Origin of the sequence: Shewanella chilikensis (genome assembly GCF_002836945.1) — a bacterium.
Classification (GTDB): Bacteria; Pseudomonadota; Gammaproteobacteria; order Enterobacterales; family Shewanellaceae; genus Shewanella; species Shewanella chilikensis.
The window spans coordinates 20168-46218 of record NZ_NIJM01000016.1; the positions used below are offsets into that span (position 1 = coordinate 20168).

The window sequence follows — 26051 nt, forward strand, 5'->3', positions numbered from 1 at the left end:
GTCCCTCGTAAGATGTTATTCGCTGCGTATTTCTTCTATCTGACTTCCGGTCAGACCGAAACGACGCTGGCGGCTGGCAAAAGTCGCCACAGCCTGGCGAAATGCCTGCTCATCAAAATCCGGCCAAAGGGTGTCGGTAAAGACCAACTCGGCATAGGCCGCCTGCCAGAGAATAAAATTACTGATGCGGTAATCCCCGCCCGTACGGATCATTAAATCAACTTCATGTTGATTTTGCATGCACAAATGTTCTGCCAAGGCCTCTTCACTGAACTGACTGCTGGTCATTTCACCGGATTCGACTTTTTCTGCCAGTTTGCGGGCGGCCTGCATTATGTCCCAGCGGCCACCATAATTAGCGGCGACATTGAGGATTAGCTCTGAGTTGGCAGCGGTTTTCTCTTCGGCTGCACGGATCTGCTTTTGCAGTCTCTCGGAAAAACGACTGGTATCCCCAATAATATTCAACCGGACACCATTTTGGTGCAGTAGCTTGATTTCCCGGCGCAGTACGGTAAAGAACAGTTCCATCAACAGGCTAACTTCCTGGTCCGGACGACGCCAGTTTTCACTGGAAAACGCGAACAGGGTCAACGAACGTACCCCGAGTTGCCTTGCAGTACTTACGGCCCGGCGCACGGCTTTGACTCCGGCCTTATGGCCAAAAACCCTGGCTTTACCCTGGGCCTGAGCCCAACGGCCGTTACCATCCATAATGATAGCCACATGCTGCGGGATAGACTGTTTTACCAGCTCTGAAAGCTGTTCAGGTAAGCACTTTGAAGTCTGGCAGTCACCTGTGCTGGTTGGAGTCGTAGGATCGGCTTCCATATTGGATGACATCTGAATAAACAACCCTTATAAATAGACAAACGCCGCGTAGTATACCCCTACACGGCGCATCAACTCTAGTTTAGCGAGTCAATATCAGACTTCCATCAATTCCGCTTCTTTCGCGGCCAACAGCTCGTCTATCTTCTTGATATGTGCGTCAGTTATCTTCTGCACTTCCTCTTCGCTACGGCGTACATCATCCTCGGTACACTCTTTATCCTTCTCCAGGTTTTTCACCGCAGAGTTGGCATCACGCCGAACGTTACGCACGGCAATACGACCGTTTTCCGCTTCGGCGCGAACCACTTTAACCAGATCACGGCGGCGCTCTTCGGTCAGGGCCGGCAGAGGGATACGGATAGTGGCACCGGCAGACATAGGGTTCAGGCCCAAATCTGAGCTCATGATCGCCTTTTCTACTGCCTGGATCATGCTACGGTCGAACACGTTAACCGCCAGAGTGCGGCTGTCTTCAACTGAAATATTACCCACCTGCTTGAGCGGGGTCATGGTGCCGTAGTAAGACACCTGGATAGAATCCAGCAGTGCGGGGTGAGCACGGCCGGTACGCACCTTGGCCATTTGTGCCTTGGTGGCTTCCACACACTTGTCCATACGAACCTGTGCATCTTCTTTAATCGCATCAATCACGTTAAATGTCCTTTTTGCAATCAGTCGGTTATTTCGTTTTGATCAGCGTGCCTTCGGCTTCTTCACCCATGATAACCCGGCGCAGCGCACCTGGTTTGTTCATATTGAAGACCAATATAGGCATGTCGTGGTCACGGGCCATGGTGAAAGCTGCCAGATCCATGACTTTCAATTCTTTATCCAGAACTTCATTGTAACTCAGTTCATCGTATTTGACGGCTTCAGGGTTCTTCATAGGATCATCTGAATATACGCCATCAACTTTAGTGCCTTTTAGCACGACTTCTGCTTCAATTTCAATCCCTCTCAGGCAAGCAGCAGAGTCAGTAGTACAGAATGGGTTACCGGTACCGGCAGCAAAAATCACCACGCGTCCGGACTTAAGCAAGCTGATAGCTTCGGCCCAGTTGTATCTATCGCACACGCCATTGAGCGGAATAGCAGACATCAGACGGGCATTAACATAGGCACGGTGCAGCGCATCACGCATTGCCAGACCATTCATCACTGTCGCCAGCATACCCATGTGATCGCCCACCACGCGGTTCATACCGGCCTTGGCCAGCCCTTCACCACGGAACAGGTTTCCGCCACCGATGACCACGCCAACCTGAATGCCGAGCTCAACCAGCTCTTTAATCTCCTGGGCCATACGATCCAGTACTTTGGGATCGATACCGAAGCCTTCTTCGCCCATCAGGGCTTCGCCACTCAGTTTCAGCAGAATACGTCGAAATGCAGGTTTTGGGTTGGTGCTCATCTTTTTCTGTCCTGGTCATAACAAGACCGCAGCGGCTGCTGCGGTCTTGGGAGGGTTAAGAATTGGCGATTAAGCCTTCTTGGAAGCAGCGATTTGGGCAGCTACTTCAGAAGCAAAATCTTCTTCTTTCTTCTCGATACCTTCACCCACTTCCAAGCGGATGAAGTTAGTCACAGTGGCGCCTTTCTCTTTCAGAACTTCGCCAACAGTTTTCTTTGGCTCCATGATGAATGGCTGACCAGTCAGAGAAACCTCACCGGTGAACTTCTTCATGCGGCCGGCAACCATCTTCTCAGCGATTTCCTGAGGCTTGCCTTCGTTCATAGCGATTTCAACTTGAACGGAACGCTCTTTCTCAACCACTTCAGCTGGAACGTCTTCTGGGTTAACGTACTCAGGCTTGGAGGCAGCAACGTGCATTGCAATGTGCTTCAGCGTTTCTTCATCGGCTTCACCGGTAACAACAACACCGATGCGATCGCCGTGACGGTAGAAAGCCATCTTGTCACCGTCGATGTACTCAACGCGACGAACGTTGATGTTTTCACCGATCTTGGCAACCAGGGCAACACGTGCTTCTTCGAACTGGGCTTTCAGATCTTCAACAGTCACTTTGGCAGCAGCGGCTGCGTCCAGAACTTCATTGGCGAAAGCCAGGAAGTTGGAGTCTTTGGCTACGAAGTCAGTCTGGCAGTTAACTTCAACCAGAGCAGTGTAACCAGCACCGTTTTTGATCAGGATAGTACCTTCGGCAGCGATGTTACCGGCTTTCTTGGCCGCTTTAGCCGCGCCGCTCTTACGCATGTTATCGATTGCAGCTTCGATATCACCGTTAGTTTCGGTCAGGGCTTTTTTACAATCCATCATGCCTGCGCCAGTACGGTCGCGCAGTTCTTTAACCAGGGCAGCAGTAATTGCCATTGTTAAATCCTCAATTGATAATTCGACAAATTTAACCTGTTGATAAGTAGGTATAAAACAGGGGCCATATGGCCCCTGTTAACCAATCATATCTCTTGGTTAATAAGGGTGATGTACTAGCATCGCACCTTATTATTCAGCTTCGATGAAACCGTCTTCTTCAGCTTGAACAGCCAGGTCCTGACCACGGCCAGCTTTGGCAGCAGCAGCTACAGACTCAGCATACAAACGGATTGCACGCATAGCGTCGTCGTTACCAGGAATGATGTAGTCAACGCCATCTGGAGCAGAGTTGGTATCTACTACGGCAACAACTGGGATACCCAGGTTGTTGGCTTCTTTGATAGCGATGTGTTCATGGTCGGCACCGATAACGAAAATGGCGTCTGGCAGACCGCCCATGTTCTTGATACCACCCAGAGACTTCTCAAGCTTTTCCAGCTCACGGGTACGCATCAGCGCTTCTTTCTTGGTCAGCTTGTCGAAAGTACCGTCAACAGACTGGGTTTCCAGATCTTTCAGGCGCTTGATTGACTGACGAACGGTTTTCCAGTTGGTCAGCATACCGCCGAGCCAGCGCTTGTCCACGTAGAACTGCTCGCAAGATACGGCAGCTTCTTTAATGGCTTCACTGGCAGCGCGCTTGGTGCCTACGAACAGGATTTTACCTTTCTTGGAAGCAATGTTGCTGATGAAAGCCAGAGCTTCATTGAACATTGGCACAGTGTGCTCGAGGTTGATGATGTGTACACCGTTGCGGGCGCCGAAGATGAAAGGCTTCATCTTAGGGTTCCAGTAACGGGTTTGGTGACCGAAGTGTACACCGGCCTGGAGCATATCGCGCATTGAAACTGTAGTCATTTTCTATACCTTAATTTAAGGGGTTAGACCTCCACGCATCCCATGTCTTCGACCCTTTGGCCAAGCCGCGGGCACCCCGAAGAATGTGTCGATACGTGTGTGATTTAGTATTTGAGTTAAATGCCATGTATAATGGCCGCCATCTTTACTCTTACCTGCCGACAAAATGGGTTCCCCCATCAAAGGCAGCCGACTTGAAGCTAATTCGAACTCATAGAGTCGTCAACTCAAAGTCACTTAGAGTCAAACATAACGGCGCGCTTTATACCATAAATCGCCGGCAAACACAAACTTTTTACCGCTCTCATGTCGGCCTTAAACTCAGTTCAAAGCCGCGTCAGCAGCGTTATTTTACCGTTTCACAAACAAGGTGAATTGGCCTTGGCCAAGGCACTCGTTATTAAGAGAAAGCCCCATGAGTATAGTCATCAAGACAGCAGAAGAAATTGAGAAAATGCGCGCCGCCGGCAAGCTGGCCGCCAATGTGTTGGAAATGATAGCCCCACACGTCAAGGTCGGGGTCAGTACCAACGAACTCAATGATATCTGCGCCAAATACACCGAAGAACAAGGCGCCATCTCTGCGCCACTCAACTACCACGGTTTTCCCAAGTCCATCTGCACCTCTATCAATGAAGTGATCTGCCACGGTATTCCCAGCGATCGCGTGCTCAAGGACGGCGATATTCTCAATATCGACATCACTGTCATCAAGGATGGCTATCACGGCGACACTTCCAAAATGTTCCTTATTGGCGATGTCAGCCCGAAAGATCGCCGCCTGTGCCGCATCGCCCAAGAAAGTCTCTACGCCGCCATTCGTAAAGTTCGCCCCGGCATGCAGCTGGGCGAAATTGGCACCACGGTTGAGAAGTTTATCAAGGCCAGCAAGTCAGGCCTGGACAAGTATTCAATCGTGCAGGATTACTGCGGTCACGGCATAGGTGCCGGCTTCCACGAAGAACCACAGGTAGTGCACTACAAAAACAACGACAAGACCATACTGCGCCCCGGCATGTGCTTTACCATTGAGCCGATGATCAACGCCGGTCGCCATACTTCTGTATTGAACAAGGATGACGGCTGGACTGTCACTACCTCAGATGGTAAAAATTCAGCTCAGTGGGAACATACTCTGTTGATCACCCAGACCGGCGTAGAAGTTCTGACGCTGCGCGCCGAGGAAGATTTCCCGAGGATCATCAATCACGCCAAATAAGGCGTCACCCAAGGAATAGAATGAGCACAGCGCTGGCAGCCAAAACGGCACTTTGTGAGCAAAATCAGGCCCTGTTTGACAGGTTTACCTCGCGAGAAAAGATAGTCGAACTGGTTACCAGCCGCTGTCGCTTTGTCGATAAGCAGCTGATTGAACAATGGCAGGTCGAAGGGTTGGATGCTTATCCCATCGCCCTTATCGCCGTTGGCGGCTATGGCCGCGGCGAGCTGCACCCCTATTCAGACATAGATCTGCTGTTTCTGGTGGATGACAACCTGGACCCGGCAGCCGAGAGCAGGCTCAGCGCCTATATCGCCTTTCTCTGGGACGCTGGTCTTGAAATAGGCCATAGTGTCAGAACCCTGAAAGAAACCCTGCAGCAGGGTCGCCAGGACATCACAATAGCCACCAACCTATTGGAAGCCAGGTTGCTTACCGGCCCGGAAATCCTGTTTGATACTCTCTATGACGCGATTCGCGAGCACCAATTCTGGCCATCGAACGAGTTTTTCAGCGCCAAGCGCGATGAACAGCGCGCCCGCCACGCCAGGGCCAACGCCTTCGACCTCGAGCCCAATATCAAGACCTGCCCCGGTGGCCTCAGGGATATTCAAACCATAGCCTGGGTCGCCATGCGCCACTTCGATGCCGCCAAACTCGAAGAGTTGGTCGGGCACGGTTTTCTGGAGCAGGCCGAACTCGAAGAGCTGCTGGAGTGTCAGCACTTCCTCTGGGAGCTGAGGTTTGCCCTGCACCTGGCATCGGGCCGCGACGAAAACCGTTTACTGTTTGACTTGCAACGCCAAGTAGCCGGCCTCATGGGTTACGAAGACGCTACCCAACTGGCTGTCGAGCAGATGATGAAGCACTATTACCGCACAGTGCGGCGGGTGATGGAGCTCAACGAGATGCTGCTGCAACTGTTCAAACGCGCCACCTTGGGACATACCCAAGCGCTGGAAATCCAGCCTATAGATGAACACTATCAGCGTCGCGGCCGCTTTATCGAGGCGCTGGACTTGGCGCTGTTTGACGATCCGGAAGAAATCGTCAGGCTGTTTTTGCATGTGGCCCGCAATTCCAACATTCAGGGGATTTACGCCCCAACCCTGAGGGCACTGAGAAGAGCCAGACGGGCCCAGCCACAACCTCTGATGGCCCGGGAGGGCTGCCGCAGGGTATTTATGGAAATTCTCCGCCATCCTCGCGGTATTGCCGCTCTGTCGCTGATGCACAAACACGGGGTGATGTCGGCTTATTTACCTGCCTGGCGCGCCATTGAGGGCCAGATGCAGTTCGACCTCTTCCACGCCTACACTGTGGATGAACACACCCACAGGCTGCTGCTCAATATCGACAAATTTGCCCAGGCAGAACAGAAAGAGGAATTCCCACTCGGCTCGGTACTGATCAATCAGTTGCCAAAAAAGGGGCTTCTGGTATTGGCGGCCATTTTCCACGACATCGCCAAGGGGCGCGGCGGCGATCACAGTAAGCTCGGAGCCGTCGATGCGCTGGAATTTTGCAAACTGCACGGCCTCAACGACCACGACGGCCGCTTAGTCAGCTGGTTGGTGGAGAATCATCTGTTGATGTCGATTGTCGCCCAGCGGCGGGATATTTCCGATCCGGAAGTGGTCGCCGACTTTGCCGATAAAGTTCGCGATGCGGTGCACCTGAGTTACCTCTACTGCCTGACGGTAGCCGATATCTGTGCCACCAATGAAAAAACCTGGAACAACTGGAAGGGCTCTCTGCTGAGGGATCTCTATTTTGCCACTCAGAGGGTGCTTGCCCGCGGCAAAGAAAAACCTGTGGATATTCGTGCTCGGGTGCGGGAGCATCAAGCCAAGGCCAAGAAAGAGTTGCTGCGGCGCGGCTTCAAGGAAAAAGCGCTGGATCTGTTATGGCAGAGATTCAAGGCCGATTACTTTTTGCGTCATCAACCCAATCAAATCGCCTGGCACGCCGAAGCCATTCTCAAGCACAAGCAGGATGAACCTCTGGTGATGGTATCCAAACACACCACCCGTGGCGGCACCGAGCTGTTTGTCTACTGCCAGGACAAACCCAAGCTGTTTGCCACTGTGATGGCGGTGCTGGACAACAAGAATATCAATGTTCATGATGCCAACATTATGACATCCAAGGACAATTACGCTCTGGATACCTTTGTGATCCTCGAGCAGGACGGCAAAGCTGTCAGTCAGCTATCGCGGATACAAAGCATACGCAAGGCCCTTGGCAAGGCGCTCAGTGGCGAACAACCCAAGCTCCCGCGCTTTCGCAAGTTGTCGCGCAAGATGAAACCTTTTAAAGTTCCGACTCAGGTCAGTTTTCTGCCGACCCGCCGCCATGGTACAAGTATGATGGAACTGATAGCCTTGGATAGCCCGGGTCTGCTGGCCAAGATAGGTGAAACCTTCTATCGCTGTGATGTCACCCTTCTGGCGGCCAAGATCACCACGATAGGCGAGCGCGCCGAGGACTTTTTTATTCTACAAACCAATCAGGGACTGGCACTGGATGAAGCCCAGCAACACAGGCTGAAAGAGTCACTGATCAGTGCCCTGTCCCAATTCGGGACCCCAACAACCTAAGTAAACGGGAGAAACCAATGGAGGCTTTACGCCAACGTATTGAGGCGGCTTTTGAAGCTCGCGCACAGATAAGCCCAACCACAGTTGACGCCGAGCTGCGTGCCGACGTGGAACGAGTGATTGACATGCTGGACAGAGGCGAGGCCCGAGTGGCCGAGAAACTGGACGGCCAATGGCATGTGCACCAATGGCTCAAGAAAGCCGTTTTGCTGTCTTTCCGCATCTTCGACAATGGCGTAATCGACGGGGCCGAAACCAAGTATTTCGACAAAGTACCACAAAAGTTTGCCGCCTATGATGAAGCGCGTTTTCGCGCCGAAGCCATACGTGTCGTGCCACCTGCTGCAGTACGTAAAGGCTCTTTCATCGGTAAAAACACTGTGCTTATGCCCTCTTACGTTAACCTGGGCGCCTATGTAGATGAAGGCACCATGGTCGACACCTGGGCCACGGTTGGCTCCTGCGCACAAATTGGCAAGAACGTGCACCTCTCCGGCGGTGTCGGCATCGGTGGCGTACTTGAGCCACTGCAGGCCGGCCCGACCATTATTGAAGACAACTGCTTTATCGGTGCCCGCTCTGAAATAGTTGAAGGCGTAGTAGTCGAGGCAGGCTCAGTGATCTCCATGGGGGTCTATATCGGCCAGAGCACTCGCATCTATGACCGCGAAACCGGTGAAATTCACTATGGCCGGGTTCCAGCAGGTTCTGTGGTGGTGTCAGGCACCCTGCCATCCAGTTGCGGCAAGTACAACCTTTACGCCGCCATCATAGTCAAGAAAGTAGACGAAAAGACCCGTGGTAAAGTGGGTATCAACGAACTGCTGCGGATGGTCGACTGACCCTTGCCCTCGGGAGCTAACCTCGAGCAATAAACGCTTTATTAGGTCAGTATCCCATCTATGTGTCTGTCTGCTCTGCCCATAAGGGCACAGGCAGACACATTTACTTACCAAGAGACAAACTTCCACACCTTGGGACACGCCCTGCCCAAACAGCAACAACTGCTGACAGAAAGCCTCTATTCAATCACTGGAAAATGCCGCTGCTGCGACTGTACTTAAGTGGTACTTGAAGCATCCCGAAAAGGAGCAAGCCATGAACATTTGCCAACGTACCCGCACCGGCGCCGTATTACTGGCTGTGGCCGGCCTGAGCTTTGGCTCTCTCAGTGCCCAGGCTGCAATGGATCCTTATATTGAGCAGGCGTTGATCCAGGTCTGTAAGTCCAGTGCCAGCAACAGCATGATAGAATTTTCCACCACCCTGCGTGAGTACCGGATCAATGAACAGCGAGTGTTCCCTCGACTGGTATGCAATGGTGAGTCACTGCATCAATTTGCCATGAGTCATGGCGCCGATCGCACCGCCAAAAAGATTGGCCGCTTCCTGCCCGGCAAAGTGACCATTTCCGATATGGCTATGATCCCAGAGGAGGAAAAACTCTACGTGAGTTTCCGCTGAATCTACTGAGCCCCAAATACTCGGGTTAAAATACCAAGGTCTTGTTGCCGTACACCACGACCTGTTCGTTGAGTACCAGCGCCAGAGCCCGGCTAAGAACACTTTTTTCCACATCTCGGCCGGCTTTGGCCATATCTGCCGCGCTGTAACTGTGATCCACAGGGATCACATCCTGCTTGATGATAGGTCCCTCATCCAAACAGTTATTCACAAAGTGTGCCGTGGCACCAATAATTTTCACCCCGCGCTCCCACGCCTGACGATAGGGATTGGCGCCGATAAAGGCCGGCAGAAAGGAGTGATGAATATTGATTATCTTATTGGGATACTGCTCGACAAACTCTGGGGTGAGTACTCGCATATATTTGGCCAGTACCAGGTACTCAGGCTGGTAGCCGGCAATAATTTCCAACATGGCACGCTCGTGGGCGCTGCGATCCAGCCCCTGATGGCTGACGTGATGAAAAGGCACCTCAAACTTAGCCGCCAGCGGTGCCAGTGTGTCGTAGTTGGCCACTATGGCGGCGATTTCCACATCGAGGGCACCATAGTAGGTTTTCATCAAGAGATCACCGAGGCAATGGGCCTCCTTGGTCGCCAGCACCACTATGCGCTTGCGTCCGGCATCCACCAGTTTCATATGGTTTTGCTTGGGCAGTACCTCGGCCAACTCCTTTAGCAGCTTAGTTTCATCGAATTCGCCTTCAAGTTCGGTTCGCATGAAAAAGCGCCCCTGTTGATTATCGACAAACTCGTTGTTCTTGATGATGTTCAGTCTGTGCTGAAAGCACACTCCAGTCACTCTGGCGATAAGCCCATATTCATCGGCACAATCAATCATCAGTATTTTGCGTGGCATATCGGTTCCTGTCGCAGTATCAAAGTTTGAATATGCCACAGTCTCGCCGCTGGTGCGCTTAAAATTTATTCATTGAAAGCAGCTCGTTATCCCCGGCTGGCCTGACGACTATCCAGATACCTTTGCAAAAGCCCTCTCAAGGTCTCGGCCTTGGTGCCAAACACCACCTGAACACCCTGCCCCACCACTATCACGCCCTTGGCACCCAATCCCAATAGGCGGGATTTATCCACTAGCTCAGGACGTTCGACGCTCAGGCGCAAACGGGTCATACAGGCACTGAGGTTGCGGATATTGGCGGCGCCGCCAAGGGCACCTATCATGGCCAGCAGATTGCCGCCCGAGGCATTTTCCGGCTCCAGCCGCCCCGGCGTCTTGAGATTGAATGCCATAATGGAAGCACGGAAAATCAGGTAATAGATGACAGCTGTCAAGGGACCCAGGATCAGAAACCAACCGGCGTTGGCAGATTGATGCCACAGAAGGGCAAAATCCAGCAAACCGTTGGAAAACACCAGCCCATAGTGAATATCGAGCCAGATACAGACTGCATAAGCCAGCCCAGTCAGCAGTGCGTGCACCAGATACAGCAAAGGCGCCACAAACAGGAAGGCAAACTCAATCGGCTCTGTCACCCCGGTGAGCCAACTGGTGGCCGCCGCCGACAGCATGATGCCTGCCACCCGATTGCGTTCACTCTTGTCGGCACAGCGCCAAATCGCCAGGGCCGCCGCCGGCAGACCCCACATTTTGATGAGATAGCCCCCGGCCAGATTGCCGGCCTGGGGATCGCCGGCAAGGTAGCGCGCCACTTCGCCTCTGAGCCATTGACCATCCTGATAATACTGCCCAAGTTCCAGGTAGAAAGGCGCATTCCAGATATGGTGCAGCCCAAGTGGCAACAAAAGGCGTTCCACTGTGCCATAGATGGCAAAGGCCAGCTGCGGCTTTTGATACACAGCCCAGTTGGAGAACACCTCAATATAGTGAGCCAAAGGTGGCCAGATAAGCGCCAACAAATAAGCCAGTAACATAGCCAACGGCAGCATCAGCAATGGCGCACTGCGGCGGCCCTCAAAAAAGGAAAAGATAGCCGGCAAACGCAAGTGACGACTCATGGCCATCACCAGGCAGGTCATTACCCCGAGCAACATACCACCGGCTATACCTGTATCTATGGTCTCCACTCCGAGCCAAACCGAGGTATGCACGGGGTTTTGCGAGGAAAGCAGCGATAAAGTGGAATTGAATACCCCAAAACCGAACGCTGCGCTGAAGGCGGCAATCCCCTGATCGCGGCAAAAACCTATGGCAATGGCGATGGCAAACAGCAGCGGCATCATAGTGAAGATGAGATTGCCTGTGGTGGCAAACAGCTCATTGAGCGAAGGAGACAAAATACCTGTCGGCGTACTGGCCAGGCCTTTCATCACCCCGGCAGCGGGCAAGATAGCTATGGGGACAAGCAGCGCCTGACTCAGGCGCTGAGCAAACTTAAACCAATGTTGTGAAAAGCCTTTCAGGCGCCCGCTTCTGTTTTCAGCAGGGGTAGCCAGTTGTTGAGCCATTCTTGAGCCTCGACCTCGGGTTCCATGGTTTCGCAGGCATCAATCTCCAAACGCTCACCGATACGTTTGGCACCAAGCTCCGCAAACAGTTCATCCAATTGTTTACCGGCACCACAGAAGGTCTCATAGCTCGAGTCTCCCAGGGCAATAACCCCGTATCTAAGCTCTGGTAAGTAGGGGGCCGTATCTTTCAGTTCCAAAAACCAAGGCAAAATATCATCCGGAAGATCCCCTTGCCCGGTAGTGGAAGATATCAGCAACAAATACTCATCGGCAGTCGGTACATATCCTTTAAGCTCATGACTTTGCCAAAGTTTGGCATCCACACCATGAGTCTGGAACTGCTTCTGGAGCGTCTCGGCAACAAACTGGGCATTACCATAGACAGTTCCAAACACCAGGTTCACTTTTTTCATGTTATACTCTGCACCTCGGAGCCAATATTCATTGTTCTCCACCATACTGTATCGTCTGCTTATGCTGCAAGCATAAGCATCAACAGACACCAAGCCGACACGCCATTGGCGATAAGGAAACGCAGCGATGCGACAGAGCAGCAGACAGAAACTTCAGAAGCAACATCAAAGGGCAACTCATGTGCGCCGTATGTGTTACTTTAGAGCCGCTCAACAAGACCAACACCATGCCCACTATCCACTCGACGCCTACCGTCCCTTGCTTGACATGATGCACCAGCGCACCAATAAAGACGAAACCTAAGGAAGGTGCGAACAAGTCCCATGTGTGCCACGAGGACTTATTCGCACCTTCCCTAAGCCAGCAGTAAACCGCTGTCTGACTCAAGCTGGGACTCATCCCAGCCCAGGCCATCGAACACTTGCTGCCATTCGGCCTCCGGCTCTGTCACTATGGTGACGGGTTCGCCTGTCTTTGGGTGAGTGAAGCTCAAGCTCTGAGCCAGCAACCATAAACGGTTGAGACCAAAGTGTTCACGAAAGAAACGGTTTTGCTTGCCATCGCCGTGGGTGGTGTCGCCGATAATGGGGTGACGCAGATGTGCCATATGCCTTCTGAGTTGATGCTTTCGTCCGGTTAACGGCGAAAGGCGCATCAAGGCGAAACGACTGCTGGGATACCGCCCTGATGGGAAAGGGATCTCAGCATTGAGTAGCGGCGCATATTGAGTAATGGCATCCTGGGCTTCCTTGTTGTGATCGGCATGTTTATCGGCCACGGCATCGAGCTCTTCTTTGAGTGGATAGTCGAGCGTACCGGCTTGGTGCATATTGCCGCGCACCAGGGCCAGGTATTCCTTACGCGTCTCGCGCCCAGCAAACTGCTGACACAAAATAGCAGCAACTTCACTGCTCTTGGCAAACAACAGGACGCCCGAGGTCGGCCTATCCAACCTGTGCACAGGAAACACGTGGCAACCCACCAGATCCCGGGTCAGCTGCATGGCAAAAAAACGCTCTTTTCGCGCCAGATAGGTTCTGTGCACCAGCAATCCGGCCGGTTTATGAATGGCAACCAGGTGTTCATCTTCATAGAGGATACGGATCTCGGGGCATTCTTCATCCACAGGAGTCAAAGGTTGCTCCGAAAGCTCGGCTTGAAGCTGAGTCTCATCTTGCTTGTTTGGTAAGGAGTTCATCCAAGGCTCTCAACAAAGTGATCAAATTACGGTAGGTGGGCGCTTCACCCCAAACGTGCTCGGCCATAGGCGCAGTTGCTATGGACGATGGCAACGGCATTTGTGCTTCTATCAGTAGGCGCATTTTCGGCAACAGAATAAACTGCAGCCAAGCTTCAAACGCCATGCTATCGCAGGCAAAGGGCACCTGGCTGGTCAAGGCTGCCTCGTCTGGAGCAGTTGTGCTCCACATTCCCAGCGCTTTCAATTCGACCTCTAAGGCCAACAGGAGTTTTTCAGTCGCCAGAAAAGGCATCTGTTACCTCGCAGATCCAAAACAATAAATTGGCGTCAATCATACCATCGGGCCAAGCTTATCCCTATAATGCACCGCATTTGTTGTACAAGAGTCAAACGAGCATGGACAGTATCACTACCCTCAGCGAACTTCTCAGCGCCGCCAACACCCAATATCAGGTCTATGATCTCGGCCGCAGGGTGCAGCACATAGATCCCATGGCTTTTCATCAAATAGAAGCCCTTCAAAGCCCCTACCCCTTTCCCATTCAAGGGCACGCCCAGTTTGCCCTGGTGTTCTGGGATGGCAGTAATCAGCAGTATATCTGGTTCTTGAAATTACCCTTGGATGAGCGCGGACTCCTGGTCCCCGCTGCGCGTAGCCAGTTTATTCAGATGCTGCTTGAAGCCATGGGGGAAAACCTGACCCGTGAACTGAGTGAAGCCCAGCAGCAACAGATGGCCAATCACCCCTTCAGTTTCAAGCCATCGCAGGAAAAATTGGCCCTGTTCAACGCCTTGGTGCGTAAACAATTGGGACAAGCCGCTTCGGTACAGTATGAATATGCCTGCCAATACCTGAGCGGCAAGGTGGCTGCCGATAACTGGCAACATCTGGGACTGCAAGGGCTGGCGGATATCTGTGCCCGGGTCAATGAACTGGACCACTCAGCCCTGTTGCAGCAAGGATTGAACAAAGGCGCCACCGAGGTGCAGATTGCCCTTTGCCAACAATTGGAACATATATTGCTGCCTGAGCCGCTTGCCGAAACGATCTTCCAGGCATTCAAAGAAGCTGCCCCTGAGCATAAGGTTTACTTCCTTCGCGCCTTGGCGTCTCACCCGGGACTCTGCCAACAGGCGATAACTGAGCTGGACAAGCAACAAACGCTAAATATTGATGCCCTGGTCGCCATCGCCGCCCGCTGCTGGCTTAGTCTGAAACAGGATGAATGCCGCAAAATTTATCTCGAGGCTTTGGCTTTGCAGGAGCAAAGCTTCTTTAATCAAATCTTTGCTGATATTGTGGCCATACCCGGGATACGTACCCAGGTATTGAGCGAACTTCGCAATCCTCACCGCAGTGACCGCCTATCCGGCGCCATTGGCGGTCTGTTCAGGGCGACCACAGAATGATGACAGATTTTCTACTGATCGCAGCGCTGGTTATGATTGCTGCGTTTTTCTGGCAGCTGCGACAAATGGCCGAACTCAGCCGGGTATTTGCCGAGCGGGAATGCCAACGACAAAAGGTGCAGATGCTGGCCATTGCCATGGAGTCGGCGCGTCCCAGCATAGGTGGCAAGAATGGTCTGTGCTGGAAGGCACGCTTTATGTTTGAGTTCAGTACCGATGGCATCAACCAGTATCGCGGCCATATTCTGATGCATGGCAAACAGATCCAGAAAATTGAATGGCCAATATTTCCCGAACCCGAGTGGCATGAAGCGCCAACGGCCAGGGGCAGCGTCGGTGGCGGCTGTGGCTCACGAGGGGGGTGTAGTTCGGGTAAGTGCCGTTGAGGTCCGCCCTACCGCTGAAAGCAAGTGAGGCTTGTTCTGCCATTAAAATTCAGAGTATTGAACGACTGAGTTTATCTATTAAGCTGTCTTTTGAAATATTAAGCCATCAAAGCCTGATGTGCAGATACTCCCGAGGTCAAAGCCTCAAAATAAGAAAGGGCGCGACAATTAAGCCGCGCCCATCTGTTTCTCTGTTAAGCCTTCCAGCTATTAAGTTGCTTCCCTGCACCATCCATGCGTCTGCCGTGCGTCCTGCGCTCCCTGTACCATCCTGGTGAGTCCCTGTACTTGCGTACCTGTTCCCTTAGTCCCGATTATCCCTTGATCGGGCCTTGCTCTATCCTTAAGCGTGTCCAGTACCGTCCTTGCGCATCCGTTCAATACATCCTGTTTCGTCTTCCTGACGCTGACCACATTCCTTGGGTCAGTACCTTTCCCTATTTGCCATCATCCTGATAGGCATCTTCCTTGAATCATCCTTGGACCGAGTTCCTCACGGTTGAGATCATCCTGACCTTGCTCCCTGAATCATCCTTCTCCTTGGATAATTTAAATACTAATCCAATCCGGGCTCAGGAGTTGTACACAAACCGTTCAATAACTCATGTAACTTTTTTGCAGCAATTAAAGTGGGTTTAATAAGTAATTAATTTTAAATGGTTTAATTATTTTCCAGCGACAAAACCTGCTGTTTAACTCTTGTTTGTCTCACAACCTTGTGAGACATCTCGCACACAAGACCCGGCTTTAATGGAAAACGATGTGTAACAAAAAACATATCGCCTATAAATCTGCAACAGAATTACTCAAACATCAATAATCTCAATAAGGGATAAAGGTGTCGCCCTAAAATACGTTAACGCTTTTCTATAAAAGCCGCTTGTCAGGAACTTACCGCCCCATATGCCATATTTAGAATTTACATTCCCAAGCAGAGCGCTTTGGTTGCGGTAGGGGAAGTTTCTAATAAAAACATTCATCAGGCATAGCTGAATGTACGCCTTCGGCTATGAAGGAGGTTTAGGGCTGAAAACAAAAACCCGCCATATAGGCGGGTCTCTGTGCGAACACTTGCGTCTTTATGTAGCGGCTTACTTAGTAGCCAGCTTCTCACGGATACGTGCAGACTTACCTGAACGCTCACGCAGATAGTAAAGCTTGGCACGACGAACGCGACCACGACGCTTAACTTCAATGCTGGAAATCAGTGGGCTGTGCGTTTGGAAAGCACGCTCAACACCTTCACCATTAGAGATCTTACGTACGGTAAATGCAGAGTGCAGACCGCGGTTACGCTTAGCGATAACCACGCCTTCAAAGGCCTGCAGACGCTCTTTGTCACCTTCTTTAACACGAACCTGAACGACTACGGTATCACCGGCACCGAACTCAGGTACGTCTTTTTTCATTTGCTCATCGTTGAGCATTTTAATGATGTTGTTCATAACTTACTCCGTTCTAGAATTAACTGAGCTGCGACTAGGCTGAGTCCATTGCGTCAACGAACTGCGCTAATAGAGTCGTCTGTTCGTCAGTCAGAGCTAGATTTTCAAATAATTCTGGTCGTCGCTGCAGTGTTCTTATCAAACTCTGCTGTAGACGCCAGCGTCTAATTTGTTCGTGGTTGCCGCTGAGCAACACCGCCGGAACATCCAGTCCATCGAGACATTCAGGCCGGGTATAGTGAGGACAATCCAATAATCCGTCAGAGAAGGAATCCTGCTCTGCCGAGGCCTGTTTGCCCAGCACGCCGGGAACCAGTCTCGAAACCGAATCTATCAGGGTCATTGCCGGCAATTCACCGCCCGAGAGCACGTAATCACCAATCGACCACTCCTCATCCACTTCCGTCTGAATGATGCGCTCATCGATACCTTCGTAGCGACCGCACACCAGGATCAGCTTGGATGATAGTGCCAGCTCAGATACGCCTTGCTGAGTCAGCTTGCGTCCCTGAGGTGACAGATATATCACCTTGGCTCCCTCACCTGCCGCAGCCTTGGCTGCATGAATGGCATCGCGAAGGGGCTGAACCATCATCAACATTCCTGGACCACCACCATAAGGTCTGTCGTCCACAGTGTTGTGTCTATCATGGGTGAAATCCCTGGGATTCCACGTCTGTACTTCCAGCAGGCCATTCTTCACGGCCCGACCCGTCACGCCAAAGTCTGTTACTGCTCGAAACATCTCCGGGAACAGGGTGATTACCCCTAACCACATAAGCTGTTTCCTCGACTCAGAAGTCCGGATCCCAATCCACTAAAATCTGTTTTGCCGAAACGTTCACCTCTTTGATGAACTGTTCGGTGACAAAGGGGATCATACGTTCCGCTTTGCCAAAGCTATCTTTGGCGTTGGCTTTCACCAGCAAGACGTCGTTGGATCCTGTTTCCACGATCTGATCGACCTTACCCATGTTGTAGCCCTTGGTGTTGATCACTTCGCAGCCGATAAGATCGCGCCAGTAGAATTCATCTTCCGGCAGGTCTTTCATCTGCTCAGGCAAGATGCCGATCTCACAGTTAGTGAGCATCTGCGCCCGCTCCCGCGTCTCTACCCCTTCAAGTGCGGCAACAACCGCCTTGCCCTGATAGCGCCACTGGGTGACCTTCACTTCACGCCATTCGCCCTGCTCTTTAATGAGCCAAGGTGAATAGTCAAAAATACCTTCAACAGAATCGGTATAGGCGGTGATTTTCAGCCAACCTTTAATGCCATAGCTGGAACCAAGTTTGCCCAACACGATTGGCTGTGGGTTACTGCTCATCAATCTATACCTTAAACGCTATTAAGCAGCTGCTTTACGAGCGTCTTTGATCAGTTTTGCTACGCGTTCTGTAGTTGCAGCACCGTTTGAAACCCAGTGCTCAACACGGTCCAGATCCAGGCGCAGAGTTTCTTCCTGGCCTTTGGCCAGAGGGTTGAAGAAACCTACACGCTCAATGAAACGACCGTCACGGGCATTGCGGCTATCAGCAACAACGATGTTGTAAAATGGACGCTTTTTCGCGCCACCACGAGCTAAACGAATGGTAACCATGCGTTCTTTATCCTCTAATGATTTGCTTTTCAGCAAAAATAAAAACTGGAACCCCGTGTTCGCGAAGAGTCCCAGATAGAAAGCCGGAAGATTTTACCTGACTTTCGGGCGATTGCAACCGATCCCGGCTAATTTTACAACGCCCATTCACAGCTTATCCCAAGCGGGACAATAGCTAAGAACATCAAGTAAGGTCATTTTGTATCAGCGACCGGGGAACTTCATTCCCGGGGGCAACATGCCGCCCAGGCCGCGCATCATCTTATGCATGCCGCCTTTGGCGGACATTTTCTTCATCATTTTCTGCATCTGGGTAAACTGCTTCAGCAAACGGTTTACATCTTGAATTTGAGTACCGGAACCGGCAGCGATGCGGCGTTTTCGTGAGCCCTTGATCATATCCGGACGCTTACGTTCATTTGGCGTCATGGAGTTAATAATAGCCTCCATTTGGCCTGTGAGCTTACCGTTTTGCACCTGAGCCAAAGCATCGGGAGGCAGTTGACCAACACCGGGTAGTTTTTCCAGCATCCCCATCATGCCGCCCATATTCTTCATCTGCTGCAGCTGCTCACGGAAGTCTTCAAGGTCAAAGCTGCCGCCGGACTTCACTTTAGAGGCCAGCTTAAGGGCTTTTTCCTTATCAACACCGCGTTCAACTTCTTCGATGAGCGACAATACGTCGCCCATCCCCAGAATACGGGAAGCTACCCTGTCTGGGTGGAAAGGCTCGAGCGCATCTGTTTTTTCACCCACCCCCAGGAACTTAATCGGTTTACCTGTGATATGGCGAATGGACAGGGCTGCACCGCCTCTGGCATCACCATCCACCTTGGTGAGGATCACCCCGGTCAGCGGCAGCGCTTCATTAAAGGCCTTAGCGGTATTGGCCGCATCCTGACCTGTCATGGCGTCAACCACAAATAGAGTTTCAACCGGCTTGACCGCGGCGTGCAGTGCCTTGATTTCATCCATCATCGCCTCGTCCACATGCAGACGACCGGCGGTATCCAGAATCACTACATCGATAAACTTACGCTTGGCGTAAGCGATGGCGGCATTGGCGATATCCACCGGCTTTTGGCTGACGTCCGATGGGAAAAATTCGACTTCGACTTCATTGGCCAGGGTTTCCAGCTGCTTAATCGCCGCCGGACGGTATACGTCGGCACTGACCACAAGTACAGACTTCTTCTGTCTGGTACGCAGGAACTTACCCAGCTTGGCAACACTGGTAGTTTTACCCGCACCCTGCAGTCCTGCCATCATCAATACAGCTGGTGGCTGAGCAGCCAGGTTGAGAGCCTCGTTGGCTTCCCCCATGGCTTTTTCCAGTTCACTCTGAACGATTTTGACAAATACCTGCCCAGGGGTCAGGCTCTTGGCCACTTCCTGGCCAACGGCACGCTCTTTGACGCTGCTGACAAATTCCCGCACCACAGGCAGAGCCACATCGGCCTCTAGCAGTGCCATACGAACTTCGCGCAGGGTGTCCTTCACGTTCTCTTCAGTCAAGCGACCCCGACCACTGATATTTTTCAGGGTGCGGGACAATCTGTCGGTGAGATTCTCAAACATCGTCCAGTTCTATACCGTTTATGAATGTAAAATGATGGGGCATATTATAACTATAGCCGGGGTATTAATGCAGCCCTGTTCTCAACATGAGGTTAAATAGACGCTTATCAAGGTACAAATGAATGTTTTTGACGGGAACCAATTACCCTTTATTACGCACTAATCTACCGGGCACTGAGTAATTTTGTCGTCTAGGTCACTGCCCAATTACCAGTGGCTCATGTTATTCTAATACCAGCAAGTTTTCTAAAGCTGCCCACAGAGGCCAATTACACATAAGGATAGGTTAATCCCAGATGGTCATTCTCTCTGCTGCCGCGATGTTTTTCTACAGCATAGCGCTGATATTAGTGACAAGCCGCTTGTTTCACGCCGAGGGGCCCAATCGCCGCGCCGTTGCCGGTTTTGCCGCTTTGGGTGTGATTCTGCACGCTGCAGCCTTGTACCAGGCGATCTTTACTGTCGATGGCCAGAATTTCAGTCTGACCAATGTAATATCTATGGTGAACTGGATTATCGCCCTGGCCTTTACCTTGGTACTTTCCCGTATCAAGGTCATAGTGCTGGTACCTGTGGTGTACGCCTGCTCTGTGATATCCGTATCCCTGCTATGGCTACTGCCACCTAAGTACATCACTCATTTTGAACTGCACCCAGAAGTATTGGTCCATGTGGTGTTGTCGCTAATGGCCTACAGTGCCTTGATGATAGCAGCGCTTTACGCCATACAACTGGCGGTAATCCAAAATAAGTTAAAGAAAAAGCAACTGATTTTGAACCCCGCGCTTCCGCCACTGATGACGGTCGAAAAGCAGCTGTATCATCTGATCATCATAGGGGTGATTCTGCTGAGTCTGTCACTGGCCACCGGCTTTATTTTCCTTGATGACATGTTTGCCGATGGCAAGGGCCACAAGGCGGTACTTTCCATTCTGGCTTGGTTCGTCTATATCGCTATGCTGTGGCAGCAATATACTCTGGGTTGTCGTATCCGCACGGCAGTAATCTACAGTCTGACCGGTGCCAGCCTGCTCTCCCTGGCTTACTTTGGCGCCCGCATCGTCAAAGAACTTATCCTGAGTTAATCTGAATTAAGTCGGGCAAGGCTAGACCTTTGCCTGACTTGACACTCCATCCAATTGCCAGTATTTACTAACTTTCGCTATTCCTGACGGGGCCCCTTTTTGGACGATATATCGACCGGCATACTCCTGATAATTCTCCTGCTGTTAATCCTGATTTCGGCGTATTTTTCCGGTTCGGAAACCGCCATGATGACCCTAAACCGCTACCGGTTGCGTCATCTGGCCAATAATGGCCACAAAGGTGCCAAACGCGCCATCAAACTACTCGACCGTCCCGACAAACTCATAGGCCTGATCCTCATAGGCAATAACCTGGTTAATATTCTCGCCTCCTCAATCGCCACGATTCTGGGTATCCGACTCTGGGGCGACTTGGGATTAGCCATCGCCACCGGGGTACTGACACTCGTGGTATTAGTGTTTGCCGAAGTGACGCCCAAGACTGTGGCTGCACTGCATCCAGAACGCATCGCCTTCCCATCAAGCCTGATACTCAAGTGGTTGTTATGGCTGTTTTTGCCTCTGGTCAAAAGCGTCAACATCATCACGTCTTTCATACTCAGACTAATGGGGATCCGCACCATACGTGCCGATGATGCCCTGAGCCAGGAGGAACTCCGCACTGTTGTTCATGAAGCAGGAGCCCTTATCCCAAGGCGCCACCAGGAGATGTTGTTGTCAATTCTGGATCTGGAAAAGGTCACTGTGGAAGACATCATGGTGCCCCGCTCCGAACTCTACGCCATTAATGTCAATGATGACTTCAAGAGCATTAACAAACAGGTTATTCAGAGCCCGCATACCCGGGTACTCTTGTATCGTGACAACATAGATGATGCCGTGGGTTTTGTGCATCTGCGTGATGCGTTAAGACTGCAATCCAAGGAACAGTTCAGTAAATCTTCCCTGCTGAGGGCTGTAAAAGAGCTGTACTTTATTCCCGAAGGCACGCCGCTCAACGTGCAATTGGCCAACTTCCAGCACAATAAGGAACGCATCGGCCTGGTGGTGGATGAATACGGTGATATTCAAGGTTTGGTGACGCTGGAGGATATTCTTGAAGAAATCGTCGGCGACTTTACCACTTCCATGATCACCACTCCCAGCGAAGATATTACCCCGCAGCAGGATGGCAGCTTCCTGATCGATGCCACCATCAATATCCGCGACCTCAACAAAGAGATGGAGTGGGACTTTCCCACCGACGGCCCCAAGACCCTCAATGGTTTGATCCTGGAATATCTGGAGGAGATCCCCCAGGCCAACACCAGCCTGCGGCTCGCAGGTTACCCGATGGAAGTGGTAGAAGTGGCCGACAACATGATCAAAACAGTACGGATCATGCCACAATTTTATCGCCCATCCTGACACTCAACTTGCTTTGAACTAAGTCATTGGGCAGTTTTGGCTGCCCTTTTGGCGGCTTCCAATGCCCGGCGTTTATCTCGAGCAATCGCGGTAATAGTGTTATCCAACTCCTCTTCCAGTCCCAGCATAAAAAATACTTCGGCCATCAGGAAAAACGGGCCAATAAGCAGTTGGTTGAGATCATCGATAAAGGCCGGTTTGGCCTTTTCATACTTGTGACCGATAAACTGGAATATCCAACCTATAACAAAAACGGTTATTCCCAACCAGATACTGGCATAGCCCAGGTTATAGAGCCATTCAGTTGTCAGAATCACTGGCAGGATAAACAGCGCCAGTCCCAGCGCCAAACGCCAATGCAGCTTAATGTAATAGACCATGACCCCGACAGCCAGCAGCATGGCTATGCTGAACGTACCTTCAACAAAAGGCAGACGCCATAGCGACAGCATTAAAAATACTGACCAGATTATCAATGGGATACCAATAAAATGGCTTTTGATATTGGTGGGGTTCAGATGCACACTCTTATAGGTGGACAACTGCTCAACAGCCGACTTCATAATACTCTCCTTGGTTTTGTTATTATTCTCCTCCCGCTGAGCAGGGACCTCGAGTGCCTGGGTAATGAGTCACAGCGCTCATAGCAAACGCTTACTTATGCTTCAGCCACCAATTATCAAAGACAATTTAGGCCAATTAATGGTTTGAGATTAACGCAACACCTCCTAGGTGACAATAACTCCCCATCATTGAACAACTTGCACAAAGCTATCCAAGTAACTTTGTTCGGTTTACCTCCAGAAGCTAATGCATCGTCAATATCATTAGCCAAATCAGTCATTCCTCTACCCTCAGAGATAGCTCATCCTGACGACGTAAATGACACTGTGAACACCTCGAACAATAACCCAGAATAAAAAGCCGACCCTGGGGTCGGCTTTGGTATTGAAAATAAAGGCTTGTGCTTAGAAGCGCAGGGCTACGCCCACTTTATATCTGGCTTCGCCTTCAAAGCTCCACACTGGGTAATCAGCCTTGAATTCCTTGATCACATCCTCTGCACTAATTGGGGAAACACCCGTCTGTATGCTGTCTTCTTCGGTGATGTTGACCGCTTCAAAGGTGATATCCAAATAGTCGGTTACCGAGTAGCTGGCACTGAGGTCCAAGGTCCCGTAAGACTCGTGCTGACGGTTACCGTAAAAGCCAGGCAGCTCGCGCATCATATACTCAGAGCGCCAGTTATAGGCCAGACGAGCGCTAAAGTCGTCCATCTCATAGTAACCTACCAGGTTGACGGTATGCTTGGATGAATCAGAGAACACGCCCACACGATCCGGATAGTTTTCTGCCGGAGAGGATGCATCGGCAAAAGTATAGTTCACTGAGTAACCCAAACCATTGTCGAAGGAGTCCTGCAGCTGCAGCTCGATACCATCTATGCTGCCGCCGTCGGCATTGTACTTCTCACTCACTGTCCAGCAGTCATAAATACCTACGCCACAAGAACTTTTACCTTCGGTTACCAGGTTGGGATCTTCAATCCCTATCTGCTGATTCAGCTTCTGTTTAGTGGTGACAAAGGAGCTGACATCCTTGATAAAGTAAGTAGCGGCAAACAGGCCAGAATCACTGAAGTACCACTCCAGACTCAGGTCGGCCTGAGTCGCCTTGAATGGATCCAACGCCACACTGCCACGCACCAGCTTTTCATTGTAAGGTGTGCCATCGTTGTAACCCGGCAGGGTCGAGGTGGCAAACAGCTCGGCGTAGTTGGGACGAGAGATCACCTGAGCAGCTGAGGCGCGCAGTATCACATCCTCGCTCAAGTCGAAGGCGATGTTAACGCTCGGCAGTACGTCGTTATAGCTGGACTTGTCCGTGCTCAGATCATCGGCAAACTGCCCCTGTTTATTAAGCGCGTAATAGTCAGACTCGATGTCGGTCGAGATATAACGGAAACCGAAGTTACCGCGAAATCCTTCCCCGGCAAAAGTAGCCATGGCGTACAGGGCCAGGTTCTCCTCCTGGATGGTGCCATAACCGGATTTGTCGATAGTAAAGCCATCGATGGCGGCATAGGCATCGGCAATCATGGCATCAAATATCGGTTCAGGCAGAGTGAAACCGGCGCCGGATGACATGGTGCCATTGTAGTAGGCAGAAGCATCTTTGGTCAGAACCTTGGCATCATTGACTATCGCCTTATCTGTCATCTGGGTGACTTCATGATCGGCATAGCTCACACCTGTCTTGATGGCACTGATAGCGCCCCAGGCTACCGGGAAGTTGAAGTCCAACTGAGCGAAGGTTTCTTCATCCGTGTTGGGCTGCTTCTTCAGCGCCCAGCCTGCAGTGGCCAATGGGTCGTTAAAGTCGCCGGCCTCAAAATACTTGTTGGCGATGTCGATATTGATCTTATCGCCGGTGGCGTCATAGATACCGGCAAAGTCAGCCGGGACACCAATTGAGTTGCCATAGTTGGCAGTCAAGTCGGTACCACCCTCGGCTTCGGTGCGACCTATACGGCCTTCAACAGTGAAGTTATCCGCTTCATAGTTGAAGTTGAAATCCACTGTATCCGAGCTCATGCTCGCCTTACGGGCCCAGGTTTGTGCCCAGGCAAAACCGCCTTGATCGCTGTGGTTTATCTTGGTACAGACACCAGCGGCATTAACCTGTTCACAGGTGTAGTCGCCTCGCTGTGTGGGGAACAGGAAGATGGAGGTGTTGGCGTTGTTGGCGTCCAGCTCCAGATTCATGTAGTTGAGCCCCAGTTCCAATCTGTCGGTAGGACGATACTGCAACACCAGGTTGATTGCGGTGCGCTCACGATCCTGTTGGAAAGTGGTTGGCACTATCTCCCCCCAGCCAAGCAGGGTTTCGATGCCATTGCGCTGATAGTCTGTTTGGCTCCAGGAACCGGCCAGCAACACACCGAAGTTTTCATCTTCATTTTTCCAGCTGTAGAGGCCGGAGGCTTCAGGATCTATCTCTTCCGAGACGCTGCCATAGTCCCCTTTGGCGCTCAGGAAAACCGAGTTGGCATCCAAATCCAGCGGTTTGCGGGTGTTGATGATGACAGTACCGCCTATGCCACCTTCGGCAATATCGGCCTGGGAAGATTTGTAGACTTCAATCGAGCCCACCATCTCTGGCGGCAGCAAGGTGTAGTTGAAACTGCGGTCGATGGCCTGCTGATCGAACCAACCGGTAGAAGCTACCGAATGGCCATTAAGCTGGGTACTGGTCAGCTGCGCCGAGGCACCGCGGATAGAAACCTGTTGCCCCTGACCGAACTGGCGGTTAACGGCGACCCCGGGAATACGTCCCAGAGACTCACCCACATCACTGTCGGGGAATTTACCTATATCTTCTGAAGTTACCGCATCGACCACGGCATCAGAAAAACGCTTGGTATTGACCGAAGCCTTCATCGAGGCACGCATGCCGCGAACTTCTATTTTTTCTATATTGGCAGTTTCGTTGCTGTTGTTATCTGCTGCCTCGGCAGCCAGCGCGCCAACAGATACCGCTCCCCCAAGCAGGATAGCGATATTTGCAGCGAGGGCAGTTTTCTTAAAGGTAGATGTTTTCATCTCGTTTCCCTTCCATCACTTTATTATCTTTTTTGTCGCCATAACCATTCTCTCCAAGAGAATGACAACGCTGTCATGTCCAGGAACAAACATTACACAATAATTAACAGCCTTACCACAACAAAATAACTGCCAAGCAAACAAAAACTGTCATATTACTGTATTAATGGGGTAAAACAGATTTTTAAACTGGTTAAAAACTATTCAAGCAGAGTTTTATACAA

26 protein-coding genes are annotated in these 26051 nt (G+C 51.4%); 9 read left to right on the top strand and 17 right to left on the bottom strand.

All coding sequences use genetic code 11. The features are described 5' to 3' along the window. Positions 1–15: 15 nt before the first annotated feature. The 5 genes from uppS to rpsB form a co-directional block, all read right to left on the bottom strand. A complete protein-coding gene (gene uppS / locus CX651_RS08035) occupies positions 16–843 on the bottom strand; it encodes a polyprenyl diphosphate synthase (protein WP_101055388.1) in 828 nt (275 codons plus the stop codon). Positions 844–927: 84 nt separating this feature from the next. Continuing rightward, complete coding sequence (frr, locus tag CX651_RS08040; protein WP_101055390.1) at positions 928–1485, bottom strand: ribosome recycling factor; 558 nt, start codon at positions 1483–1485, stop codon at positions 928–930. Positions 1486–1513: 28 nt separating this feature from the next. Beyond that, positions 1514–2245, bottom strand: coding sequence for a UMP kinase (pyrH, locus tag CX651_RS08045; protein WP_039034774.1), 732 nt, complete (start codon positions 2243–2245; stop codon positions 1514–1516). Between the two features lie 69 nt (positions 2246–2314). After that, a complete protein-coding gene (tsf, locus tag CX651_RS08050) occupies positions 2315–3166 on the bottom strand; it encodes a translation elongation factor Ts (protein ID WP_028779851.1) in 852 nt (283 codons plus the stop codon). A gap of 132 nt (positions 3167–3298) precedes the next feature. Next, on the bottom strand, positions 3299–4027 hold the full coding sequence (gene rpsB, locus CX651_RS08055; RefSeq protein ID WP_025010979.1) for a 30S ribosomal protein S2: 729 nt from the start codon (positions 4025–4027) through the stop codon (positions 3299–3301). 415 nt (positions 4028–4442) lie between these two features. Here rpsB and map point away from each other — a divergent pair, with 415 nt between their 5' ends. The 4 genes from map (at position 4443) to CX651_RS08075 (ending at position 9310) form a co-directional block, all read left to right on the top strand. Continuing rightward, positions 4443–5246, top strand: a complete 804-nt coding sequence (map, locus tag CX651_RS08060; RefSeq protein ID WP_101055392.1) for a type I methionyl aminopeptidase — start codon at positions 4443–4445, stop codon at positions 5244–5246. Positions 5247–5266: 20 nt separating this feature from the next. Beyond that, on the top strand, positions 5267–7846 hold the full coding sequence (gene glnD, locus CX651_RS08065; RefSeq protein ID WP_101055394.1) for a bifunctional uridylyltransferase/uridylyl-removing protein GlnD: 2580 nt from the start codon (positions 5267–5269) through the stop codon (positions 7844–7846). Between the two features lie 17 nt (positions 7847–7863). Continuing rightward, positions 7864–8688 carry a 2,3,4,5-tetrahydropyridine-2,6-dicarboxylate N-succinyltransferase gene (dapD, locus tag CX651_RS08070; protein ID WP_101055396.1) on the top strand — a complete coding sequence of 275 codons (825 nt, stop codon included), beginning with the start codon at positions 7864–7866 and terminating at the stop codon, positions 8686–8688. Positions 8689–8944: 256 nt separating this feature from the next. Further along, a complete protein-coding gene (locus tag CX651_RS08075; RefSeq protein ID WP_101055398.1) occupies positions 8945–9310 on the top strand; it encodes a DUF3718 domain-containing protein in 366 nt (121 codons plus the stop codon). Between the two features lie 25 nt (positions 9311–9335). On the opposite strand, the gene purU is transcribed toward CX651_RS08075, so the two are convergent. The 3 genes from purU to CX651_RS08090 all read right to left on the bottom strand — a co-directional run bounded on the left by purU (position 9336) and on the right by CX651_RS08090 (position 12153). Then, on the bottom strand, positions 9336–10169 hold the full coding sequence (gene purU, locus CX651_RS08080; RefSeq protein ID WP_101055400.1) for a formyltetrahydrofolate deformylase: 834 nt from the start codon (positions 10167–10169) through the stop codon (positions 9336–9338). Between the two features lie 86 nt (positions 10170–10255). After that, complete coding sequence (locus CX651_RS08085) at positions 10256–11737, bottom strand: PTS transporter subunit EIIC (RefSeq protein WP_101055402.1); 1482 nt, start codon at positions 11735–11737, stop codon at positions 10256–10258. Continuing rightward, positions 11689–12153 carry a flavodoxin gene (locus tag CX651_RS08090; RefSeq protein ID WP_101055471.1) on the bottom strand — a complete coding sequence of 155 codons (465 nt, stop codon included), beginning with the start codon at positions 12151–12153 and terminating at the stop codon, positions 11689–11691. The genes CX651_RS08085 and CX651_RS08090 overlap by 49 nt, the downstream gene beginning before the upstream one ends. A gap of 127 nt (positions 12154–12280) precedes the next feature. Here CX651_RS08090 and CX651_RS19835 point away from each other — a divergent pair, with 127 nt between their 5' ends. Further along, positions 12281–12457: a hypothetical protein gene (locus CX651_RS19835; protein WP_099049524.1), complete on the top strand. Its 177-nt coding sequence runs from the start codon at positions 12281–12283 to the stop codon at positions 12455–12457. A 52-nt stretch (positions 12458–12509) separates the two neighbouring features. Here the strand turns inward: CX651_RS19835 and truC are convergent, their stop codons facing one another. After that, positions 12510–13352 (bottom strand): tRNA pseudouridine(65) synthase TruC, encoded by an 843-nt coding sequence (truC, locus tag CX651_RS08095; RefSeq protein ID WP_101055404.1) that lies wholly within the window; start codon positions 13350–13352, stop codon positions 12510–12512. Further along, the gene (locus tag CX651_RS08100) at positions 13324–13647 is read right to left on the bottom strand and encodes a YqcC family protein (protein ID WP_101055406.1); all 324 of its coding nucleotides are present in this window, start codon (positions 13645–13647) and stop codon (positions 13324–13326) included. Before CX651_RS08100 ends, truC begins: the two co-directional genes overlap by 29 nt. Before the next feature lie 104 nt (positions 13648–13751). On the opposite strand from CX651_RS08100, the gene CX651_RS08105 reads away from it, so the two are divergent. Continuing rightward, the gene (locus CX651_RS08105) at positions 13752–14765 is read left to right on the top strand and encodes a DUF3549 family protein (protein ID WP_101055408.1); all 1014 of its coding nucleotides are present in this window, start codon (positions 13752–13754) and stop codon (positions 14763–14765) included. Further along, positions 14762–15151 (top strand): DUF3301 domain-containing protein, encoded by a 390-nt coding sequence (locus CX651_RS08110; RefSeq protein ID WP_101055410.1) that lies wholly within the window; start codon positions 14762–14764, stop codon positions 15149–15151. Before CX651_RS08105 ends, CX651_RS08110 begins: the two co-directional genes overlap by 4 nt. Positions 15152–16242: 1091 nt before the next feature. On the opposite strand, the gene rplS is transcribed toward CX651_RS08110, so the two are convergent. The 5 genes from rplS to ffh all read right to left on the bottom strand — a co-directional run bounded on the left by rplS (position 16243) and on the right by ffh (position 19772). Beyond that, the gene (gene rplS, locus CX651_RS08120; protein WP_025010567.1) at positions 16243–16596 is read right to left on the bottom strand and encodes a 50S ribosomal protein L19; all 354 of its coding nucleotides are present in this window, start codon (positions 16594–16596) and stop codon (positions 16243–16245) included. A gap of 34 nt (positions 16597–16630) precedes the next feature. Beyond that, positions 16631–17374, bottom strand: a complete 744-nt coding sequence (gene trmD / locus CX651_RS08125) for a tRNA (guanosine(37)-N1)-methyltransferase TrmD (RefSeq protein WP_101055414.1) — start codon at positions 17372–17374, stop codon at positions 16631–16633. A gap of 16 nt (positions 17375–17390) precedes the next feature. Next, the gene (rimM, locus tag CX651_RS08130) at positions 17391–17921 is read right to left on the bottom strand and encodes a ribosome maturation factor RimM (protein WP_025010565.1); all 531 of its coding nucleotides are present in this window, start codon (positions 17919–17921) and stop codon (positions 17391–17393) included. A 21-nt stretch (positions 17922–17942) separates the two neighbouring features. After that, the gene (gene rpsP / locus CX651_RS08135; RefSeq protein WP_025010564.1) at positions 17943–18194 is read right to left on the bottom strand and encodes a 30S ribosomal protein S16; all 252 of its coding nucleotides are present in this window, start codon (positions 18192–18194) and stop codon (positions 17943–17945) included. Positions 18195–18398: 204 nt separating this feature from the next. Next, the gene (gene ffh / locus CX651_RS08140; protein WP_039034760.1) at positions 18399–19772 is read right to left on the bottom strand and encodes a signal recognition particle protein; all 1374 of its coding nucleotides are present in this window, start codon (positions 19770–19772) and stop codon (positions 18399–18401) included. Positions 19773–20068: 296 nt separating this feature from the next. On the opposite strand from ffh, the gene CX651_RS08145 reads away from it, so the two are divergent. Both CX651_RS08145 and CX651_RS08150 read left to right on the top strand, forming a co-directional pair. Continuing rightward, a complete protein-coding gene (locus CX651_RS08145; protein WP_101055416.1) occupies positions 20069–20857 on the top strand; it encodes a cytochrome C assembly family protein in 789 nt (262 codons plus the stop codon). A 99-nt stretch (positions 20858–20956) separates the two neighbouring features. Continuing rightward, positions 20957–22225 carry an HlyC/CorC family transporter gene (locus CX651_RS08150; protein WP_039034758.1) on the top strand — a complete coding sequence of 423 codons (1269 nt, stop codon included), beginning with the start codon at positions 20957–20959 and terminating at the stop codon, positions 22223–22225. A 23-nt stretch (positions 22226–22248) separates the two neighbouring features. Here the strand turns inward: CX651_RS08150 and CX651_RS08155 are convergent, their stop codons facing one another. Continuing rightward, the gene (locus tag CX651_RS08155; protein ID WP_101055418.1) at positions 22249–22788 is read right to left on the bottom strand and encodes an Mpo1 family 2-hydroxy fatty acid dioxygenase; all 540 of its coding nucleotides are present in this window, start codon (positions 22786–22788) and stop codon (positions 22249–22251) included. A gap of 405 nt (positions 22789–23193) precedes the next feature. Further along, the gene (locus CX651_RS08160) at positions 23194–25827 is read right to left on the bottom strand and encodes a TonB-dependent receptor (RefSeq protein WP_101055420.1); all 2634 of its coding nucleotides are present in this window, start codon (positions 25825–25827) and stop codon (positions 23194–23196) included. Positions 25828–26051: the final 224 nt, after the last annotated feature.

Excerpts from the sequence above, each read along its gene's own strand:
- uppS (WP_101055388.1), bottom strand. The coding sequence starts at position 843 with ATGTCATCCAATATGGAAGCCGATCCTACGACTCCAACCAGCACAGGT.
- pyrH (WP_039034774.1), bottom strand. The coding sequence starts at position 2,245 with ATGAGCACCAACCCAAAACCTGCATTTCGACGTATTCTGCTGAAACTG.
- tsf (WP_028779851.1), bottom strand. The coding sequence starts at position 3,166 with ATGGCAATTACTGCTGCCCTGGTTAAAGAACTGCGCGACCGTACTGGC.
- rpsB (WP_025010979.1), bottom strand. The coding sequence starts at position 4,027 with ATGACTACAGTTTCAATGCGCGATATGCTCCAGGCCGGTGTACACTTC.
- map (WP_101055392.1), top strand. The coding sequence starts at position 4,443 with ATGAGTATAGTCATCAAGACAGCAGAAGAAATTGAGAAAATGCGCGCC.
- glnD (WP_101055394.1), top strand. The coding sequence starts at position 5,267 with ATGAGCACAGCGCTGGCAGCCAAAACGGCACTTTGTGAGCAAAATCAG.
- dapD (WP_101055396.1), top strand. The coding sequence starts at position 7,864 with ATGGAGGCTTTACGCCAACGTATTGAGGCGGCTTTTGAAGCTCGCGCA.
- CX651_RS08075 (WP_101055398.1), top strand. The coding sequence starts at position 8,945 with ATGAACATTTGCCAACGTACCCGCACCGGCGCCGTATTACTGGCTGTG.
- purU (WP_101055400.1), bottom strand. The coding sequence starts at position 10,169 with ATGCCACGCAAAATACTGATGATTGATTGTGCCGATGAATATGGGCTT.
- CX651_RS08085 (WP_101055402.1), bottom strand. The coding sequence starts at position 11,737 with ATGGCTCAACAACTGGCTACCCCTGCTGAAAACAGAAGCGGGCGCCTG.
- CX651_RS08090 (WP_101055471.1), bottom strand. The coding sequence starts at position 12,153 with ATGAAAAAAGTGAACCTGGTGTTTGGAACTGTCTATGGTAATGCCCAG.
- CX651_RS19835 (WP_099049524.1), top strand. The coding sequence starts at position 12,281 with ATGCGACAGAGCAGCAGACAGAAACTTCAGAAGCAACATCAAAGGGCA.
- truC (WP_101055404.1), bottom strand. The coding sequence starts at position 13,352 with ATGAACTCCTTACCAAACAAGCAAGATGAGACTCAGCTTCAAGCCGAG.
- CX651_RS08100 (WP_101055406.1), bottom strand. The coding sequence starts at position 13,647 with ATGCCTTTTCTGGCGACTGAAAAACTCCTGTTGGCCTTAGAGGTCGAA.
- CX651_RS08105 (WP_101055408.1), top strand. The coding sequence starts at position 13,752 with ATGGACAGTATCACTACCCTCAGCGAACTTCTCAGCGCCGCCAACACC.
- CX651_RS08110 (WP_101055410.1), top strand. The coding sequence starts at position 14,762 with ATGATGACAGATTTTCTACTGATCGCAGCGCTGGTTATGATTGCTGCG.
- rplS (WP_025010567.1), bottom strand. The coding sequence starts at position 16,596 with ATGAACAACATCATTAAAATGCTCAACGATGAGCAAATGAAAAAAGAC.
- trmD (WP_101055414.1), bottom strand. The coding sequence starts at position 17,374 with ATGTGGTTAGGGGTAATCACCCTGTTCCCGGAGATGTTTCGAGCAGTA.
- rimM (WP_025010565.1), bottom strand. The coding sequence starts at position 17,921 with ATGAGCAGTAACCCACAGCCAATCGTGTTGGGCAAACTTGGTTCCAGC.
- rpsP (WP_025010564.1), bottom strand. The coding sequence starts at position 18,194 with ATGGTTACCATTCGTTTAGCTCGTGGTGGCGCGAAAAAGCGTCCATTT.
- ffh (WP_039034760.1), bottom strand. The coding sequence starts at position 19,772 with ATGTTTGAGAATCTCACCGACAGATTGTCCCGCACCCTGAAAAATATC.
- CX651_RS08145 (WP_101055416.1), top strand. The coding sequence starts at position 20,069 with ATGGTCATTCTCTCTGCTGCCGCGATGTTTTTCTACAGCATAGCGCTG.
- CX651_RS08155 (WP_101055418.1), bottom strand. The coding sequence starts at position 22,788 with ATGAAGTCGGCTGTTGAGCAGTTGTCCACCTATAAGAGTGTGCATCTG.
- CX651_RS08160 (WP_101055420.1), bottom strand. The coding sequence starts at position 25,827 with ATGAAAACATCTACCTTTAAGAAAACTGCCCTCGCTGCAAATATCGCT.